Raw genomic sequence first — 17,832 nt, 5'->3', positions numbered from 1 at the left:
CTATCCCTGTCCCGTCGACTGGGCGGTCACGCGCGCGCCCGCTTTGGCTCCGGGCCTGCCACTCGGTCTGCCGCCCGCCCTGGCTACCGCCCGCCGCTCGCGTGCCACCTGCTGAACCGCGCCGAGGCCGTTGTAGGTCGGCTTGGCCAGCGTCGGCGACTTGGACGCCAGGTACACCAGCGGCCAGGTCACCAGGAACACCACGACCAAGTCCAGGATCGTGGTCAGCCCCAGGGTGAACGCGAAGCCCTTCACCTGGCCGACCGCCAGGAAGTACAGCACCGCCGCGGCCAGGAAGGTCACCGCGTTGCCGGACACGATCGTCTTGCGGGCCCGCGTCCAGCCGCGCGGCACCGCCGAGCGGAACGAACGGCCTTCTCGGATCTCATCTTTGATGCGCTCGAAGAACACCACGAACGAGTCGGCGGTGGTGCCGATACCGATGATCAGACCGGCGATGCCGGCCAGGTCGAGCGTGTAGTTGATGTATCTGCCCAACAGCACCAGGATCGCGTACACCATGGCGCCGGCAAGCACCAGCGACAGCGCGGTCAGCACCCCGAGCACCCGGTAGTAGAGCAGCGAGTAGATCAGCACCAACGCCAGGCCGATCGCGCCGGCGATCAGACCCGCCCGCAGCGAGGTCATTCCCAGTGTGGCCGAAACGGTTTCGGCCTCCGAGGCCTCGAACGACAGCGGCAGCGACCCGTACTTCAATACGTTGGCCAGCTGACGTGCCTCGTCCTGGGTGAATCCCGGTGAGCCGCCGGTGATCTGGGTGCGGCCGCCGGGGATCGCCTCTTGGATCTGCGGCGCGCTGACCACCTGAGAGTCCAGGGTGAACGCGGTCTGGGTGCCGATGTGGGCCGCGGTGTAGTCCGCCCAGATGTCGGCGGCAGCGCTCTTGAACTGCACCTGGACGATGTTGGAGCCGCTGCGCTGATCCATTCCGGAGCTGGCGTCGGCGATCTGGTCACCGCTGATGATCGACGGCGCCAGCAGGTAGGCGGTCTGGTGGTCCTGCGAGCAGGTCACCAGCGGCAGATCCGGGTCGTCGTTGCCGGCCAGGATGTCTTCTTTGTCGCACCGGCTGGCCTGGATCTGCAGGGCCAGGGCCTGCACCACCTTGTTGTCGCTTTGGCGCAGCCGCTTCTCGGCGGCGATGCGGGCCGCCAGGCCCTGCGGCTGGCCCGGTTGGCCGGGAACCGGCGGCATGCCCGGCAGTTGCGCTCCGGGGATCGGCGCCTCACCGGGCGTACCCGGCTGCGGGACGCCCGGGGACCCGGTGCCGCCGGGAACCTCGGTGGTGTTCTCCGGCCCGGGGCTCTCCGCGGTGGTGGTCGGCGAGGGGGCCGGCTCCAGGGGGTAGGGCCGCGGCTGCGCCGGTGGCATCAGGGGCTGCTGGGGATGCGACTCGTTGCCTCCGCCGAACGCACCGCCGCCGAACGCGCCTTCGCCGCCGGCACCGCCACCGCCCGGCAGGCCCTGCCCGCCCGAACCGAACTGGCCGCCGGTGGCCGGCGAGCCGGGCAGGCCCGGCATGCTGGGAACTCCGCCCGGGGCGCCGGGGATACCGCCAGGCATGCCCGGAATTCCACCCGGGACGCCGGGAACGCCACCCGGGACGCCGGGAACGCCCGGCGGCAGGCCGGGCCGCCCGGGTCCGCCCGGAAGTCCGGGCATCTGGCCGCCGCCGGCCTGCTTGGCCTCCTCCACCGAGACCCCGCTGATCACCGGCCGGATGTAGAGCCGGGCCGTCTGCCCGAGGGTGCGCGCTTCGTTACCGTCGCTGCCCGGCACCGTGATAACCAGGTTGTTGCCGTCGATGATGACCTCGGACCCGGACACCCCCAGGCCGTCGACCCGCGCGCTGATGATCTGTTGGGCCTGGTTGAGCGCGTCGCGGGTCGGGGCGGAGCCGTCGGGTGTGCGGGCGGTGAGCGTCACGCGGGTGCCGCCCTGCAGGTCGATGCCGAGCTTGGGCTCGGCGAGCTTGTTTCCGGTCAGGAACACCAGCAGGAAGACGCCGATGAGCATTGCCAGGAACACCGCCATGTTGCGGGCAGGGTGCACCGGTGCCGAAGGCGATGCCACGTTGTTGAGTCTCCTTCGCTCATTGCACGATGCGCTCTCGCGATCGTCGGGGCTGCTCCGCGGGGGGCCAGCTCGCGACGATCAGTTCGACTGCACCCGCAAAAGGGTACGTGCCCGGCTGGCGGGCTCGGTCGTTGGGCGGGCGTTCCGCGCGTCGTGCTCGCGATCGCCGCTAGGCGTCTTCGGTGGCCTGTTCGACCGCGGCGTCAGCGGTGAGCTCTTCCGGCTCGATCTTGTCCCGGATCGCCAGCTTCATCCAGGTGGTCACCACGCCGGGCGCGATCTCCAGATCCACGGTGTCGTCGGTGATACCGGTGATCGAGGCCTCCATCCCGGAGGTGGTGTGGACCCGGTCCCCCACCCGCAGCGACTCGTGCAGGTCGATGGTGGCTTGCATCGCGCGCTTCTGCCGCCGCGAGGCGAAGAACATGAACGCGCCCATGACGATGAATAGCGGCAGGAAGGCAACCATGCTGTTCATGACGACAACCGATCTTTCAACTTGTTCGTACTGGATTTCAGCACCCGACCAGATGTGACGGGCCGCTGTGATGACAACAGTCTGCCATTGTGTGGCGCGACTCGACGCCGGGACCGCAGTTGGCCCCTTAGGCTGTGGGGGAAATCGGGGGTCAGGATTCTTGAGGGAAGGTTGGCCGATGAGAAGCTTTGCGTGGGGTCTGGCTACCGCGGTGGCGTTGGCGGCGGCTCCCCTGGCGCTAGGAGCGATCGCAGCGCCCGCCATCGGGTCGGCGGCACCACTGGACTGCCCGGGCGGTCAATACTGGGAGCCCAGCACCAACACCTGCATGCCCCTCGGTCAGGGCCCGACACCGCTGGACTGCCCCGGCGGCCAGTACTGGGAGCCCAGCACCAACACCTGCATGCCTCTCGGTCAGGGCCCGACACCGCTGGACTGCCCGGCCGGGGAATGGTGGAACCCCTTCGGCAACGCCTGCCGCCCGCTCGGCCAAGTCTGAACCGCGGCCGCTGAGGAGACCTGTCATGTCTGTGCCGCCGCTGCCGCAGAGCCGTCACCTGGCCACCGAGATCCCCGGCCCCGGTTCGGTGCGGATGGCCGGGCGCCGCGCGGCGGCCGTGGCACGCGGGGTGGCCAGCACGTTGCCGGTCTACGCGGCGCGCGCCGCAGGAGGCATCGTCGAGGACGTCGACGGCAACCGGCTGATCGATCTGGGCTCGGGTATCGCGGTGACGACCGTCGGCAATGCCGCACCCCGCGTGGTGGACGGGGTACGCCAGCAGGTCGGCGAGTTCACCCACACCTGCTTCATGGTGACGCCCTACGAGGGGTATGTGGCCGTCGCCGAAGCACTCAACCGGCTCACCCCGGGCAGGTTCGAGAAGCGCTCGGTGCTGCTGAACTCCGGCGCGGAAGCTTTGGAGAACGCCGTCAAGATCGCTCGGTCCTACACCCGTAAGTCCGCGGTGGTGGCGTTCGACCACGGCTACCACGGCCGGACCAACCTGACCATGGCGCTGACGGCCAAGTCGATGCCCTACAAGAGCGGCTTCGGGCCGTTCGCACCCGACGTCTACCGCGCGCCGACGTCCTACCCCTACCGGGACGGCCTGATCGACAAGGAGCTGGGCAGCGACGGCGAGCGGGCCGCCGAGCGCACCATCGGTGTCCTGGAGAACCAGATCGGCGCCCACAACCTGGCCGCGCTGGTCATCGAACCGATCCAGGGTGAGGGCGGATTCATCGTTCCGGCACCGGGTTTCCTGCCCGCGGTGCTGGCCTGGTGCCGCGACAACGACGTGGTGTTCATCGCCGACGAGGTGCAGACCGGCTTCGCGCGCACCGGCGCGATGTTCGCCTGCGAGCACGAACCCATCGAGCCCGACCTGATCTGTACCGCCAAGGGCATCGGCGGGGGGCTCCCGCTGTCGGCGGTCACCGGCCGCGCCGAGATCATGGACGCCCCCCAGGTCAGCGGCCTGGGCGGGACGTTCGGGGGCAACCCGGTGGCATGCGCGGCGGCACTGGGGGCGTTGGCCACCGTCGAGGCCGACGACCTGGTCGGGCGGGCCCGGCAGATCGAGCGGGTGGTCTTCGAGCGCCTGGGCCGGCTGCAGGCTGATGACGACCGCATCGGCGACGTCCGCGGCCGCGGCGCCATGATCGCCGTCGAGTTGGTGCGGTCCGGCAGCGCCGAACCGGATCCGGCGCTGACCCAAGCGCTGGCGGCGGCGTGTCATCGGGCCGGCGTGATCGTGTTGACCTGCGGCACGTTCGGCAACGTGTTGCGCCTGTTGCCGCCGTTGACCATCACTGACGAGTTGCTCACCGAGGGCTTGGACGTGCTGGCCGGCGAACTCGCCAAGCTGTAGGGCCTACTCGAACAGCCCTTGTTGCCCCAGTCCCGCCGCGCCGGCCGGCGGCACCATGCCCAGGTGCGTCCAGGCCGCCGGGGTCGCGACGCGGCCCCGCGGGGTGCGGGCAACCATCCCGGCGCGCACCAGGAACGGCTCGCAGACCTCCTCGACGGTGGCCGCCTCCTCCCCCACCGCCACCGCCAGGGTGGAAACGCCGACCGGCCCGCCGCCGAAACTTCGGGTCAACGCCGACAGCACCGCACGGTCGAGGCGGTCCAGACCCAGCTCGTCGACGTCGTAAACGGCCAAGGCGGCCTTGGCCACGTCGCGGGTGATCACCCCGTCGGCGCGCACCTCGGCGTAGTCGCGTACCCGGCGCAGCAATCGGTTGGCGATCCGCGGGGTGCCACGGGATCGGCGTGCGACCTCGGCGGCCGCTTCGGCCCCGAGCTCGACGCCCAGGATCGCCGCCGAGCGCGTCAGCACCCGCTGCAGTTCGGCCGGCTCGTAGAAATCCATGTGCGCGGTGAAGCCGAACCGGTCCCGCAGCGGGCCGGTCAGCGCGCCGGAGCGAGTGGTCGCCCCGACCAGGGTGAACGGTGCCACTTCCAGCGGAATCGATGTCGCCCCTGGACCTTTGCCGACCACGACGTCGACCCGGAAGTCCTCCATGGCCAGGTACAGCATCTCTTCGGCGGGCCGGGCGATGCGGTGGATCTCGTCGATGAACAGCACATCGTGCTCGACCAGATTCGACAGCATCGCCGCCAGATCTCCGGCCCGTTCCAGCGCGGGCCCCGAGGTCACCCGCAAGGAGCTGCCCAGCTCGCTGGCGATGATCATCGCCAGCGACGTCTTGCCCAGCCCGGGCGGGCCGGACAGCAGGATGTGATCCGGTGTACCGCCGCGGTTCTTGGCGCCCTCAATCACCAGCTGCAACTGCTCGCGCACCCGGGGCTGGCCGATGAACTCCGCCAGGCTGCGTGGGCGCAGGCCGGCGTCGATATCGCCCTCACCGACCGTCAGCGCCGGGGACACCTCGCGGGCATCTGCGTCGTCGGGTTCGCTCACTTGGTCTTCCCCAGCCGGCTCAGCGCGGTCCGCAGTACATCAGAGGTGTTGGCGTCGGGATCCTCGGCGAGCACCTTGTCGGTGGCCTCCTCGGCCTGCTTGGCGGCAAAACCCAGCCCGACAAGGGCTTCGATGACCGGGGCGCGCACGGCATGACCGTTGAAGACGGCACCCTCTGCTGCTGCCACCGGCCCGATCTTGTCGCGCAATTCCAGCACCAGGCGCTCGGCCCCACGCTTACCGATGCCGGGCACCCGGGTCAGCGCCGTGACGTCGGAGTCGGCCAGCACCCGGCGCAGCGCGGCCGCGTCATAGACCGCCAGGGCGGCCATTGCGATCTTGGGCCCGATTCCCGACACCCCGATCAACGTCAGGAACAGATCACGCGCGTCGGCGTCGGGGAAGCCGTACAGCGTCATGGAATCCTCACGCACGATCATCGCGGTGATCAACCGCGATTCGCTGCCGCGGCGCACCGTCGACAGCGTCGCCGGGGTGGCCATCACCTTGTAGCCGACCCCGGCCGCCTCGACCACCACATGATCGAGTGCGATGTCGATGACCTCACCGCGCACGGAAGAGATCATGCCCGCGCCGCCTTGAGTTTGGCGGTGTAGCGGCGCCGCGCTTCGGCGGCCAGCGCCTCGGCGGCCGCCATCCGGGCGATCATCGGGGCGCGCCAGCAGTGACAGATCGCCAACGCGAGCGCGTCCGCCGCGTCGGCGGGTGTCGGCTTCTGCTGCAGCCCAAGGATTCTGGTGACCATCGCGGTGACCTGCGCCTTGTCGGCCGTGCCGTTGCCGGTCACCGCGGCCTTGACCTCACTGGGCGTGTGGAAATGCACATCGATGCCGCGGCGGGCGGCAGCCAGCGCGATCACCCCACCGGCCTGGGCGGTGCCCATCACGGTGGAGACGTTCTGCTGGGAGAACACCCGCTCGACGGCGACGACGTCGGGGCGGTGGGTATCGAGCCAGTGCTCGGCGGTGTCACTGATCGTCAGCAACCGCTGCGGCAGGGGCTGATCGGCCGGCGTGCGGACCACGTCGACGTCCAAGGCGGTCACCTGGCGCCCCCGGCCGCCCTCGACCACCGACAACCCGCAGCGGGTCAGCCCGGGGTCGACACCCATCACCCGCACCGCACGCTCCCTACCGTAGTGAACATCTGTTCGAACAGTAGCGGTTGGGACCGACACCGCGCGGTAGGACACGCGGAGGCGCTACTCGGCTTCGAGCGCTGCCAGCACCTCGTCGGACAGATCGACGTTGGTCCAGACGTTCTGTACGTCATCGCTGTCTTCGAGCGCCTCGACCAGCTTGAACACCTTGCGTGCGCCCTCGACGTCCACCGGGACGCTGACCGACGGCTGGAAGCTGGCCTCGGCCGAGTCGTAGTCGATGCCGGCGTCAACCAGAGCGGTACGCACCGCCACCAGGTCGCCCGGCTCGGAGATCACCTCGAAGCTCTCCCCCAGGTCGCTGACGTCCTCGGCGCCGGCATCCAGCACCGCCACCAGCACGTCGTCCTCGGTCAGCCCGTTCTTGTCCAGGGTGACCGTCCCCTTGCGGCTGAACAAGTAGGCGACCGAGCCCGGGTCGGCCATCTGGCCACCGTTGCGGGTCATCGCCACCCGCACCTCGCTGGCAGCGCGGTTGCGGTTGTCGGTCAGGCACTCGATGAGCACCGCCACCCCGTTGGGCCCATAGCCCTCATAGGTGATGGTCTGGTAGTCCGCGCCACCGGCTTCCTCACCGGCGCCACGCTTGCGGGCCCGCTCGATGTTGTCGTTGGGCACCGAGTTCTTCTTGGCCTTCTGGATGGCGTCGTACAACGTGGGGTTGCCCGACGGGTCGCCGCCGCCAACCCGGGCCGCGACCTCGATGTTCTTGATCAACCGGGCGAAGTTCTTGCCGCGGCGGGCGTCGATGACGGCCTTCTTGTGCTTGGTGGTGGCCCACTTGGAATGGCCGCTCATGCCGCCCTACCTCACTGTTACTGGAGAAAAGTTCGCGTGCCGAGTCTACGGCCACCGTGTCGGTGCGGCCGCATCGTGCGCGGTACTTGCTGCGCCAATCACGCGCGCGCCGGCGATAACCGTGATAATTATGAGATCACTCACAACGTCGTGGAGGTCTTTATGCCCGACAACCTGTGCAGTCGCAGTGTGAAGTCTAAGAAGGCGCGGCGTCGGGTCGCCGGCGCGGGCACGGCGGTTGGGGCCTTCCTGGCCGTCGGGATCGCCTCGTTGACCACTGCACCGCAGGCCTGTGCCGAGGATTTCGACATCGGCGCCTGGTTCGCCGACCCGGACATGTTCGCGGCCGCCGCCGAGGCCTCGTTTCAGCAGTGGGTCATCGAACCCCTGCACACCGGTATCGAGGAGTGGATCAACAGCGATTTCGGGCAGCAGATCGCCGGCGTCGTCAACCAGCTCTCCGGGCTCTATCTGATCGGTGACGGCGCCGCCGGAACGGCCGAGAACCCCAATGGCGGCGACGGAGGGTTGTTGTTCGGCGACGGGGGCGACGGCTGGGACGCCACCGGGAGCGGTGAGGCCGGCGGCCACGGCGGGGCGGCGCTGAGCCTCTTCGGTAACGGTGGCGACGGGGGTGACGGGGGCGCCGGTGCGCGCGGCGGTGACGGCGGCGTCGGCGGCTGGCTGTTCGGGGTCGGCGGCGACGGCGGCAACGCCGGCGACGGCGACACCGCCAGCGGCCTGCCCCCGCTCGGCGGAGCGGGCGGCAACGGCGGCATCCTCGGCAGCCACGGCACGGTCGGCCACTTCGGCACCCTGGCGAGCGGGCCACCGGTCGCCACCGACGGCGGGCTGGGCGTCACCGGAAGTTGGATCACCGACAGCGACGGCCGCGTCGTCATGCTGCACGGGCTCAACCAGGTGTACAAGCTGCCGCCGTTCACGCCTTCGGCGAGCGGCTTCAGCGACGACGACGCGCAATTCCTCGCCGCCAACGGGTTCAACGTGGTGCGGTTGGGCGTCATCTGGGCCGGGGTGGAACCGCAGCCCGGCGTCTTCGATCGCGACTACCTCGACTCGATCAACGAGACCGTGCAGACCCTGGCAAGCCACGGCATTCGCGTCATTCTCGACATGCACCAGGACAGCTACAGCAGCGTGTTCGGCGGGGAGGGCGCGCCGGAGTGGGCGACCCAGACCGGTGGCATGCCCAACCTCAACCTGGGCTTCCCGCTCGACTACTTCTTCAACCCGGCCCAGTACGCCGCCTGGGATGCGCTGTGGTCCAACGCGAAAGCCCCGGATGAAGTGGGGCTGCTCAACCACTACGCGCTGACGTGGCAGTACATCGCCGACTACTTCAACGGCAACCCGGACGTGGCCGGCTACGAGATCATGAACGAACCCTGGGGAGGCAGCAACGGGGTGGGCTCCTACTTCGGCGCCCAGATCTTGACGCCGTTCTACAACCAGGTGATCTCGGCAATCAGGTCCGTCGACCCGAGCACATCGGTGTACTTCGAACCGGACCTGCTCACCACCAATGGGCTGCCGCTGACCCTGGGCACCGTCGACGACCCGAACACCGTGCTGTCGTTCCACGACTACGCCGACAAGTTCCTGCCCGGGTTCGGACTCGGCGCCCAGAGTGCGAGCGATGCGGTGCAGTACGGAAACTCACACAATATCCCGGTCTTCCTGAGTGAGTTCGGATCCACCAACGACTACGCACACATCAGCGACATGCTCAAGATCGCCGACCAGTACCGCTTCGGCTGGGCGGAGTGGGAGTACACCGACAAGGGCGACATCACCACCACCGGCGGCGGCTACGGATGGCTGGTCCGTGACCCCGACCAGCCCCCCGCCGGTGACAACGTCGACGCCGAGAAGCTGGCAACGCTGGCCGCCCCGTACCCGCAGGAGATTTCGGGTACGCCGACTACCTGGTCGTTCGACTCGACAACCGGGACCTTCCAGTTCAGCTACTCCACCGAGCGGGCCGACGGCCTGGGCAGTTTCGATGCCGGGTCCAGGACCACCATCTCCACGCCGCTGGTCGAATACCCGAACGGCTATCAGGTGAGTGTCACCGGCGGCCACGTGGTGTCGGAGCCCAACGCCGCCATGCTGACCATCGCATCGAACGACGGCGCCGACACCGTCACCGTCACGGTGCGGCCCGCCGGCTAGCTCAGGCCTGCCCGGCAACGATGTCGACGAACAGCCGGTGGATCCGACGATCCCCGGTCACCTCCGGGTGAAACGACGTGGCCAGCACGCCGCCCTGTCGCACCGCGACCGGATGCCCGGCGACCTCGGCCAGCACCTGTACCTCGGGCCCGACGTGCTCCACCCAGGGCGCCCGGATGAACACCGCGTGCACCGGCTCGGCCAGTCCGGCGAAGCTCACGTCGCCCTCGAAGGAGTCCACCTGTCGTCCGAAAGCGTTGCGCCGCACCGTCATATCGATGCCGGCCAACGGGATGGCGGCACGCCCCTCGGCGCCGGCATCGGCGATCTCACTCGCCAAGAGGATCATTCCCGCGCAAGAACCGTAGGCCGGCATCCCGTCGGCCAGCCGGGCCCGCAGCACATCGACCAGTTCCAGCTCCCGCAGCAGATGACTCATGGTGGTCGACTCCCCACCGGGAAGCAGCAGCGCCTCGACGGCGTCGAGTTCCGCACGGCGACGCACCGGCACCGGCTCGGCGCCGACGCCGGCAACTGCGGCGAGGTGTTCGCGCACATCGCCCTGTAGTGCGAGCACGCCGATGCGCGGGCCGCTCACTGACCGGCGGGGGTGTATCCGGACGGGTATCGGGTCAGCCCCTCCTGCATGACGGCCGCCACCATGTCCCCGGCCTGGTTGTAGATCTTGCCCTGGGTCAGCGCCCGGCCGGCGCCCGCCGACGGCGACGACTGGTCATAGAGCAGCCACTCGTCTGCGCGGAAGGGACGCATGAACCACATCGCATGGTCCAGTGAGGCCACCTGCAGGTGGTCGCGGTCGCCCGCGTGGATCGACCAGGCGGAGCCCAGCAAAGTCAGGTCGCTCATATAGGCCAGCGCACAGATGTGCAGTACCGGGTCGTCGGGCAACCGATCCCGGTGGCGAAACCAGACCTGCTGCTCGGCAACCTTGCCCGGAATGTGCGGCAGCGATTTGCGCGGCACCCGGCGCAGATCCCATTCGGCGAACGCCTTGAAGCCCGCGTCGTCGAAGGCCTTCATCGCGGCGATGTCGGGCAGGTCCTGCGGGTCGGGTGCGCCGGGCATCGCGTTCTGGTGTTCGATGCCACGTTGTTCGCTCTGGAACGACGCCGACATGTTGAAGATGGTCTCGCCGTGCTGCACCGCATTGACCCGCCGCGTACAGAACGAACCGCCGTCACGCACGCGTTCGACCAGAAAAACCGTGGGGGCCTTGGCGTCTCCGGGCCGAAGGAAATAGCCGTGCAGGGAATGGACCCGGAACTTCGAGTTCACGGTGCGCACCGCCGACACCAGCGCCTGCCCGGCGACGTGCCCGCCGAAGGTGCGCTGGTTGTCGGCCGAGAACGGACTGAACACGCTGCCGCGGTAGATGTTGACCTCGAGTTGCTCGAGATCGAGGATCTCTTCGATCGCCACGGAGAATGTCTACCAGCCGCGTTCGGCAAGCCGGTGCGGTTGCGCGATGTCCTCTACGTTGATGCCGACCATCGCCTCGCCCAGCCCGCGCGACACCCTGGCCAGCACGTCGGGATCGTCGTAGAAGGTGGTCGCCTTCACAATGGCAGCCGCCCGCGCCGCCGGGTCACCGGACTTGAAGATGCCGGAGCCGACGAACACCCCCTCGGCGCCGAGTTGCATCATCATCGCCGCATCGGCCGGGGTGGCGATGCCACCGGCGGTGAACAGCGTCACCGGCAGCTTGCCGGCCTTGGCGACTTCGGCGACCAGTTCGTAAGGCGCCTGCAGTTCCTTTGCCGCGACAAACAATTCGTCCTCGGACAGCGAGGTGAGCCGGCGGATCTCGCCGCCGATGGCACGCATGTGGGTGGTGGCGTTGGAGACGTCGCCGGTTCCGGCCTCCCCCTTGGAGCGGATCATGGCCGCGCCCTCGGTGATCCGGCGCAGCGCCTCACCGAGGTTGGTCGCCCCGCACACGAATGGAACGGTGAACTGCCACTTGTCGATGTGGTGGCTGTAGTCGGCCGGGGTGAGCACCTCGGACTCGTCGATGTAGTCCACCCCGAGGCTTTGCAGGATCTGCGCTTCGACGAAGTGCCCGATGCGCACCTTGGCCATCACCGGGATGGTGACCGCGGCGATGATGCTCTCGATCATGTCGGGGTCGCTCATTCGCGACACCCCGCCCTGAGCGCGGATGTCGGCGGGCACCCGCTCCAGCGCCATCACCGCGACGGCGCCGGCCCCCTCGGCGATCCGGGCTTGTTCGGGGGTGACGACGTCCATGATGACGCCGCCCTTGAGCATCTCGGCCATGCCGCGCTTCACTCGCGCAGTACCCGTCTGCCCGCCGGGTGCCGAACCGTTCTGCGCCGCGCTGTCCACTGAATGCTTCTCCTTGCTGGCCACTGATACCCGCTCAGTGTAGTGGGCCGACGCCACCGGTTTTCCCGCTCGTTACCCCGAAGCGGTGAACACCGGTCCGGCCGGCGACGGATCGGCGACCAGCGCGGGAAGTACGAACACCTTCACATACCGGCGGACCTGTTCGGCGTCGTCGGCGCCGGGAACCAGACCCAGCAGCAACCCGAGCGCCACCGACAACACGAAACGGGCGGCGTCGCCGGGGCGCAGGCCGGCGCGCAGTTTGTCGCCGGCCTGGTGAAATCCCATCTCGAACTGCCCGGCGAGCACCTCGCTCAGGGTTGCCGACCGGGCGATCATCGCGGCGACGTTGCCCTCGTCGGTGTGCTCGGAGATCACCCGCAGCAGGGGGTCCTGGCCGACTTCGGTGGCCACGATCACCAGTGACTCGGTCACCAGGTCGCCGGGGTCGGTCGTGGTCTCCAGCCGCGCGGCGATGGCGGCCATTTTGCGCACCGCCACCCGCACCACCAGCGCGTCCAACAACTGGTCTCGGCTGCCGAAATGCCGATAGATCACCGCGCGGGTGTAGCCCGCGTCCCGCGCAATGACCTGCATCGTCGATGCGCGGTAGCCCCGGTGCGCAAACGACCGTTCCGCGGCGTCGAGCAGCAACTCCCGAGCGTGCTCGGGAGGATTGCCGCCACCGGGTGGCCTGCCTCGGCCGCGGGTCGTCTTCGTCGACATATATGGACATCTCCATTCAAATGTCTATTATCGAAGCATCCGGTGAAGGGATCGTCGCATGGCCGCAGCGTTTACTGGTGTACCCGAACAGCGTGACTGGCCGGCAGTCTTCGGCTCGTGGCGGCTGTTGGCCAACCCGGGCAAGAACGGGGGCTCCGCCTTCGAGTTGATCGTGGGCCTGGCGGCTCCGATCCTGGCGCGCAGCTACCACCAGCTGCGGGCGCATCCCAACGGCCGGAGGCTGTTCGCCGAGAAGCCGGACCTGTTGGCGCTGCTGGGCGACGACGACTACCTGGCCTCGTTGCCCGCGGGATCGCTGGGCCACGCCTACCGTTCTTTTCTGCGCACCAACCGGCTCGATGCCGGCGTGTTCGACGTGGACACCGTGATCCGGCCGATCGCCGAGCGTCGCGGCTGGGATGACGATTTCTTCTACATGATGCGGCGCGGCACCGCCCTGCACGACATGTTCCACACGCTCGGGGGTTACGGTCCGGACATGGGCGGAGAGTTCGGCAACCTCGGCTTCCACTGCGGCCAGATGGAGCCCTCCGGTGCACTGAAGGCGCTCACCCTCGGCTTGCTGGGACCACTCATCCCCGCCTCCCCACGCCGCAAGCTGCGCTATTTCCGTGAGGCGGTCCGTCGGGGGCAACGCGCCGACAACCTGATGGCCGCCCCCTACGAAGAGCTGCTGGACAAGCCGCTCGCCGAGGTGCGCGAACTGCTGGGAATCGAGCCGACCGCCCGCGCGCATCGCGACGGGCACTTGTTCATCGGGTGGATGCCGCCGGGAATGACCCCACCCACCCGCTGGGACTACGACGCGGGCGTTGCTTGACCGCGAACAGACACGAAAGCCCCCATTTCGGGCGGATTATAGGAGCTTTCACGACTGCTCGCCGGAGAAAGATCACATGGTCAGCACCATGCGGTAGTGAGCCCGGCCGTCTGCCATGGCGGCGTAGGCCTCCGCGGCCTGAGCCAGCGGCCGTTCTTCGATACGGGCCCGCACCCCGGACAGCACCGCGAAAGCCATGGTCTCCTCGACGTCGCGGGCGGTGCCCGACGGGTGACCGACGATGCTGAGTCCCGGCCCGATCAACTGCACCGGGGCGATCGGGAGCGGTTCGGCGCTGACCCCGATGATGACGAGCTCCCCGCGCGGCTGCAGCCCGCCGAGGGTGGCGGCCATCGCCGCCGAGTTGGCCGCGGTGGCCAGCACCACCGCCGCGCCCCCGAGCGTCTGCATCGCCTGGCTGACATCCCCGGCGGTCGAGTCGATGTAGTGCTGGGCGCCGAGGTCCCGGGCGTCGTCGGCGCGGGCGGCTCCGCGCGCGATCGCGATCGTCTCGAATCCCATCGCGGCGGCGAACTGCACGCCCAGGTGGCCCAGACCGCCCAGACCCAGCACCGCGACTCGGTCGCCCGGCTGCGCCTGCGTCGACCGCAGCGCGTGGTACGTGGTCACCCCGGCACAGCCCATCGGCGCCGCCTCGGCGAAGGACAGCTCAGCGGGGACCCGCGCCAGTGCGTTGGCCGGGACGGTCACCGACTCGGCGTATCCGCCCGGGTAATGCCAGCTGGGCACCTGCCCGTTGGCGCAGTGGATGAAATCGCCTTTGCGACAAGGGATGCAGCGGTTGCAGTGCCCGCCGAACCAGCCCACCGCGACCCGGTCGCCCACCTCCCAGCCCGCCACGGCCGCACCGACTTCTGCGATGGTGCCGGCGATTTCGTGCCCGGGGGTCAACGGCCAGCTCAGGCCGGGAAACCCGCCGTTGACGATGCCCTGATCGGTACCGCAGACACCGCAGGCAGCGACGGCGATCCGGACCTGATCGGGCCCCGGTGCGGGAGTCTCGACGTCGACCAGGGTCAGTGGCGCGCCGACGGACGGTACCTGAACGGCGCGATGGGATGCCTTGGGATTCACCTGTCCAGGCTAGGCGGATCAACCCGCCGCGGTCAGGTGATCCGGCGGACGTCCGGAGTCGAGCCGGCAGCGTCGGCCAGCCGGGCCGCCTCGGCGAGCCGCTCGCCCAGTTGCAGCGGATAGACCTGCTCACCGCCGGCGGTCAGCTCCGCGATCGCGGGGGCGTCGCACCAACGGTGGCCCTGCAGGTAACGCTGCTCCAGCCCGGTCCGGCCGGCGCCCGACGGCTCGAACCGGCCGGTGCGATAGGCGAAGAAGAACTCCTGGCTGTCGAGCCGTTCGCCGTTGAACTCGAAGACGGCGTCGCGGCGCCAGATCGGCCCCACCAGCTCGCCGGGGTCGACCTTCAGCCCGGTCTCCTCGGCCAATTCCCGGGCCGCCGCCTCGGCCAGCGGTTCGTCGGGCAACACCTGCCCGCCGATGGTGAACCACCAGCGCGGCGCCGGGTTCGCGGCGTCGTCGTCCGGCAGGGCCGGGTCGCGGCCGCGCAGCAGCAGCACCGACCCCGTCTCGTCGAGCAGCACCACCCGCGCCGAAACCCGCGGATCCAGCACGCCCTGATCGCCGTGCCCCTGCATGCCTGCTCGTTCGAGGATCTCGAAATATGTTGGCATCGGCGCGGTTCCGCCCAAATGCAAGGCCCGCACCAGCGGCCGCTCACGCAGTGCCACCGTGTCGCGGACCGCGTCGTTGTGGAACCGGCGAGCCAGCAGCACCCGGGCTTCGGCGTCGGCCAGCTCGGCCACCATCGCCGGCGGCAACGAGGCGGGTTCGACCATCGCCAGTTCGGCCGACAACGCGTTCTCGGCCGTCTCGCGAGCGTCTCGCGTGGACCGCTCGGCGACATCGGCCAGAGCCGCCAGCCGGCGCCCGGCCACCGCGCCGCCGTAGGCCTCGATCGCGACGGCCCGGGCCACCACCGCGCGGCGCGCCAGCGCCCCGTCCAGCGCCTGCCAGGACAGCTCGCAGCGCACGTGCAGCCGGTTGAGCCGGTTGGCGGTCTGATAGGCCCAGCCCACCGCGGCGGCCAGCACTGCCACGGCGATCAGCACCAGCACGGTGCCGACGATCGTCGGACCCATCAGTCGCCCACCGAGACCTTGCGGCCGGCGCCGGCGACCGTCTCGTAGACCCGGATGATCTGATCGGCCACCACCGACCAGTCAAAGCGGCGTACCGCCTCGCGGCCGGCCGCCACATAGGACGCCCGCAGCGCATCGTCCTCGAGCACCTCGATCAGGGCGGCGGCCAGGGCCTCGTGGTCATCGACGGGCACCAGCCGGCCCGCCTCGCCGTCGCACAGCACCCGGCGGAACGCATCCAGGTCACTGGCGACCACCGCGGCCCCGGCGGCCATCGCCTCGGCAAGCACGATGCCAAAGCTCTCACCACCGGTGTTCGGCGCACAGTACACGTCGGCGCTGCGCAGCGCCGACGCCTTCTCGGCGTCGTCGACCTGCCCCAGAAATCGCAGGTGGCCCCCCAACGCGCCTGCGTTGCTGCGCAATTCGGCTTCATCGCCCCGGCCGACGATCAAAACCTCCACGTCGGCGAACTTCTCGACCAGCGCCGGCAACGCACCCAGCAGCACGGCCATCCCCTTGCGGGGTTCGTCGTAGCGGCCCAGGAACAGCACCGTGCGCCCGGGGCGCGGATAACCGGCCAATGGCTGCGCGGTGGCGAACGCGGCCACCTCGACCCCGTTGGGGATCTCCACGGCGTCGGATCCCAGCGCCTCCATCTGCCAGCGCCGGGCCAGGTCCGACACCGCGATGCGGCCGATGATCTTCTCGTGCATCGGCCGCAACAAGCCCTGGGCCACGCTCAGCGTCAACGATTTGGTGGTCGAGGTGTGAAAGGTGGCCACGATCGGGCCTTCGGCCACGTTCAGCGCCAGCATCGACAGGCTGGGGGCGTTCGGCTCGTGCAGGTGCAACACGTCGAACTCCCCCTGCATGAGCCATTTCTTGACCTTGCGGTGCGCGGCCGGGCTGAACTGCAGCCGGGCCACCGACCCGTTGTAGGGGATACCGAGGGCCTTGCCGGCGGAGACGACGTAGTCGGGCAACTCCACGTGCGGCGAGGCCGGCGCCAGCACGCTGACCTCGTGCCCGCGGGCCCGCAGCACCTCGGCCAACTGCAGCACATGAGCCTGCACCCCGCCCGGCACGTCGAACGAGTAGGGGCAGACGATGCCGATCCGCATCAGCTCTCCCCCAGCCGCGCCCGCCGAGACTCGGGAAGGTCGGCCACCCACTGCGGCTGCATCATGTGCCAGTCCTCGGGGTAAGCGGCGATGCCCTCGGCGAACCTATCGGCCAGCGCCTGGGTGATCACCCCGACATCACCGCCGGCGCAGTCCAGCGGCGGATGAATCCGGATACCCCAGCCCGCGCCCTCGAACCAGCAGTGCACCGGCAGCAGTGCGGCACCGGTGTGGATCGCGAGTTTGGCCGAGCCGGCCGGCATCCGGGTGGTCGCACCGAAGAAGTCGACCGGCACCCCGCTTCGGGTCAGGTCGCGGTCGGCCATCAAGCAGACCACCCCGTTGCCGGTCAGTCGCTCGGCCAGTACCTCGAACGGGGGGCGGTCGCCGCCGGACAGCGGCAGCACTTCGAAGCCCAGGCTCTCGCGGAAGTCGAGGAAGCGCCGGTACAGCGACTCCGGTTTGAGCCGTTCGGCGACCGTGGTGAACCCGCCGTGGGTCTGGGCCAACCACACCCCGGCCATGTCCCAGTTGCCGCTGTGCGGCAAGGCCAGCACCGCGCCGTGACCGGCGCGCAACGCCGCCTCGATGTTCTCTTGGCCCTGCACCGAATCGTGCAGCTGCGCCGCCAACTCCGCCTGGTCCATCGTGGGCAACCGGAACGCCTCACGCCAGTACCGGGCGTACGAGGCCAGCGAGGCCCGCATCAGCGTCGACGGCACCTCGGCCGGTGCCACCCCCAACACACGAGCCAGATTCTTGCGCAACTGCTCGGGGCCTCTGCCGCGCGCCGCGAACAACGCGCCGGCGTCAAAGGCGTTGCGGGCGACGAATTCCGGCAGCGCCCGCACCATCATCCAGCCGGCAGCGAACCCGGCGTCGGTGGCCCAGGCGTCGAGCCGGCTGAGCCCGGGAACTCGCAGA

General features: G+C 69.4%; 18 protein-coding genes. 4 read left to right on the top strand and 14 right to left on the bottom strand.

Annotation, left to right across the window (positions count from 1 at the left end; translation table 11 throughout):
- Window positions 1-2,094, bottom strand: a complete 2,094-nt coding sequence (gene secD / locus AC5Y31_RS03590; protein ID WP_499978056.1) for a protein translocase subunit SecD — start codon at window positions 2,092-2,094, stop codon at window positions 1-3.
- A gap of 172 nt (window positions 2,095-2,266) precedes the next feature.
- Window positions 2,267-2,575: a preprotein translocase subunit YajC gene (yajC, locus tag AC5Y31_RS03585; RefSeq protein ID WP_499978055.1), complete on the bottom strand. Its 309-nt coding sequence runs from the start codon at window positions 2,573-2,575 to the stop codon at window positions 2,267-2,269.
- Window positions 2,576-2,753: 178 nt separating this feature from the next.
- Here yajC and AC5Y31_RS03580 point away from each other — a divergent pair, with 178 nt between their 5' ends.
- Together AC5Y31_RS03580 and gabT are read left to right on the top strand one after the other, a co-directional pair.
- Window positions 2,754-3,074 carry a hypothetical protein gene (locus AC5Y31_RS03580; protein ID WP_499978053.1) on the top strand — a complete coding sequence of 107 codons (321 nt, stop codon included), beginning with the start codon at window positions 2,754-2,756 and terminating at the stop codon, window positions 3,072-3,074.
- Window positions 3,075-3,105: 31 nt separating this feature from the next.
- Window positions 3,106-4,446: a 4-aminobutyrate--2-oxoglutarate transaminase gene (gabT, locus tag AC5Y31_RS03575; RefSeq protein ID WP_109470668.1), complete on the top strand. Its 1,341-nt coding sequence runs from the start codon at window positions 3,106-3,108 to the stop codon at window positions 4,444-4,446.
- A gap of 3 nt (window positions 4,447-4,449) precedes the next feature.
- Here the strand turns inward: gabT and ruvB are convergent, their stop codons facing one another.
- From ruvB to AC5Y31_RS03555, 4 genes are all read right to left on the bottom strand, one after another.
- Entirely contained in the window at window positions 4,450-5,502 is a 1,053-nt protein-coding gene (gene ruvB, locus AC5Y31_RS03570; RefSeq protein WP_065023187.1) for a Holliday junction branch migration DNA helicase RuvB, read from the bottom strand.
- Window positions 5,499-6,089, bottom strand: a complete 591-nt coding sequence (ruvA, locus tag AC5Y31_RS03565; RefSeq protein WP_499978052.1) for a Holliday junction branch migration protein RuvA — start codon at window positions 6,087-6,089, stop codon at window positions 5,499-5,501. The genes ruvB and ruvA overlap by 4 nt, the downstream gene beginning before the upstream one ends.
- The gene (gene ruvC / locus AC5Y31_RS03560; protein ID WP_065023185.1) at window positions 6,086-6,643 is read right to left on the bottom strand and encodes a crossover junction endodeoxyribonuclease RuvC; all 558 of its coding nucleotides are present in this window, start codon (window positions 6,641-6,643) and stop codon (window positions 6,086-6,088) included. Before ruvC ends, ruvA begins: the two co-directional genes overlap by 4 nt.
- Before the next feature lie 81 nt (window positions 6,644-6,724).
- Entirely contained in the window at window positions 6,725-7,480 is a 756-nt protein-coding gene (locus tag AC5Y31_RS03555; RefSeq protein WP_499978049.1) for a YebC/PmpR family DNA-binding transcriptional regulator, read from the bottom strand.
- 189 nt (window positions 7,481-7,669) lie between these two features.
- Between AC5Y31_RS03555 and AC5Y31_RS03550 the strand changes: the two genes are divergently transcribed.
- A complete protein-coding gene (locus AC5Y31_RS03550; RefSeq protein WP_499978048.1) occupies window positions 7,670-9,673 on the top strand; it encodes a cellulase family glycosylhydrolase in 2,004 nt (667 codons plus the stop codon).
- Between the two features lies 1 nt (window position 9,674).
- On the opposite strand, the gene pdxT is transcribed toward AC5Y31_RS03550, so the two are convergent.
- From pdxT to AC5Y31_RS03530, 4 genes are all read right to left on the bottom strand, one after another.
- A complete protein-coding gene (gene pdxT / locus AC5Y31_RS03545; RefSeq protein ID WP_499978047.1) occupies window positions 9,675-10,271 on the bottom strand; it encodes a pyridoxal 5'-phosphate synthase glutaminase subunit PdxT in 597 nt (198 codons plus the stop codon).
- On the bottom strand, window positions 10,268-11,113 hold the full coding sequence (gene tesB / locus AC5Y31_RS03540) for an acyl-CoA thioesterase II (protein ID WP_499978044.1): 846 nt from the start codon (window positions 11,111-11,113) through the stop codon (window positions 10,268-10,270). Before tesB ends, pdxT begins: the two co-directional genes overlap by 4 nt.
- A gap of 9 nt (window positions 11,114-11,122) precedes the next feature.
- Window positions 11,123-12,040 carry a pyridoxal 5'-phosphate synthase lyase subunit PdxS gene (gene pdxS, locus AC5Y31_RS03535; RefSeq protein WP_041319931.1) on the bottom strand — a complete coding sequence of 306 codons (918 nt, stop codon included), beginning with the start codon at window positions 12,038-12,040 and terminating at the stop codon, window positions 11,123-11,125.
- A gap of 72 nt (window positions 12,041-12,112) precedes the next feature.
- A complete protein-coding gene (locus AC5Y31_RS03530) occupies window positions 12,113-12,766 on the bottom strand; it encodes a TetR/AcrR family transcriptional regulator (RefSeq protein WP_499978041.1) in 654 nt (217 codons plus the stop codon).
- Between the two features lie 58 nt (window positions 12,767-12,824).
- Here AC5Y31_RS03530 and AC5Y31_RS03525 point away from each other — a divergent pair, with 58 nt between their 5' ends.
- A complete protein-coding gene (locus tag AC5Y31_RS03525; RefSeq protein ID WP_013829320.1) occupies window positions 12,825-13,607 on the top strand; it encodes a Coq4 family protein in 783 nt (260 codons plus the stop codon).
- A 72-nt stretch (window positions 13,608-13,679) separates the two neighbouring features.
- Here AC5Y31_RS03525 and AC5Y31_RS03520 read toward each other — a convergent pair whose 3' ends face one another.
- From AC5Y31_RS03520 to AC5Y31_RS03505, 4 genes are read right to left on the bottom strand one after another with little or no spacing between them, the layout of a single operon-like run.
- Complete coding sequence (locus tag AC5Y31_RS03520; protein ID WP_499978039.1) at window positions 13,680-14,702, bottom strand: alcohol dehydrogenase catalytic domain-containing protein; 1,023 nt, start codon at window positions 14,700-14,702, stop codon at window positions 13,680-13,682.
- A 32-nt stretch (window positions 14,703-14,734) separates the two neighbouring features.
- Window positions 14,735-15,784, bottom strand: a complete 1,050-nt coding sequence (locus AC5Y31_RS03515) for an NUDIX hydrolase (RefSeq protein WP_499978037.1) — start codon at window positions 15,782-15,784, stop codon at window positions 14,735-14,737.
- Complete coding sequence (locus AC5Y31_RS03510) at window positions 15,784-16,908, bottom strand: glycosyltransferase family 4 protein (protein ID WP_499978036.1); 1,125 nt, start codon at window positions 16,906-16,908, stop codon at window positions 15,784-15,786. Before AC5Y31_RS03510 ends, AC5Y31_RS03515 begins: the two co-directional genes overlap by 1 nt.
- Window positions 16,908-17,831: a phosphatidylinositol mannoside acyltransferase gene (locus AC5Y31_RS03505; RefSeq protein ID WP_499978135.1), complete on the bottom strand. Its 924-nt coding sequence runs from the start codon at window positions 17,829-17,831 to the stop codon at window positions 16,908-16,910. Before AC5Y31_RS03505 ends, AC5Y31_RS03510 begins: the two co-directional genes overlap by 1 nt.
- Window position 17,832 lies beyond the last annotated feature (1 nt).

The sequence above is a fragment of the Mycobacterium sp. NGS18 genome, from assembly GCF_059813185.1.
This window is presented reverse-complemented; position numbering and strand designations above follow the sequence as displayed.

What these genes read in the sequence shown, in the direction of transcription:
- AC5Y31_RS03555 (WP_499978049.1), bottom strand. Translation starts at nt 7,480, where the DNA reads ATGAGCGGCCATTCCAAGTGGGCCACCACCAAGCACAAGAAGGCCGTC.
- yajC (WP_499978055.1), bottom strand. Translation starts at nt 2,575, where the DNA reads ATGAACAGCATGGTTGCCTTCCTGCCGCTATTCATCGTCATGGGCGCG.
- AC5Y31_RS03515 (WP_499978037.1), bottom strand. Translation starts at nt 15,784, where the DNA reads ATGGGTCCGACGATCGTCGGCACCGTGCTGGTGCTGATCGCCGTGGCA.
- AC5Y31_RS03530 (WP_499978041.1), bottom strand. Translation starts at nt 12,766, where the DNA reads ATGTCGACGAAGACGACCCGCGGCCGAGGCAGGCCACCCGGTGGCGGC.
- ruvA (WP_499978052.1), bottom strand. Translation starts at nt 6,089, where the DNA reads ATGATCTCTTCCGTGCGCGGTGAGGTCATCGACATCGCACTCGATCAT.
- AC5Y31_RS03525 (WP_013829320.1), top strand. Translation starts at nt 12,825, where the DNA reads ATGGCCGCAGCGTTTACTGGTGTACCCGAACAGCGTGACTGGCCGGCA.
- AC5Y31_RS03580 (WP_499978053.1), top strand. Translation starts at nt 2,754, where the DNA reads ATGAGAAGCTTTGCGTGGGGTCTGGCTACCGCGGTGGCGTTGGCGGCG.
- AC5Y31_RS03510 (WP_499978036.1), bottom strand. Translation starts at nt 16,908, where the DNA reads ATGCGGATCGGCATCGTCTGCCCCTACTCGTTCGACGTGCCGGGCGGG.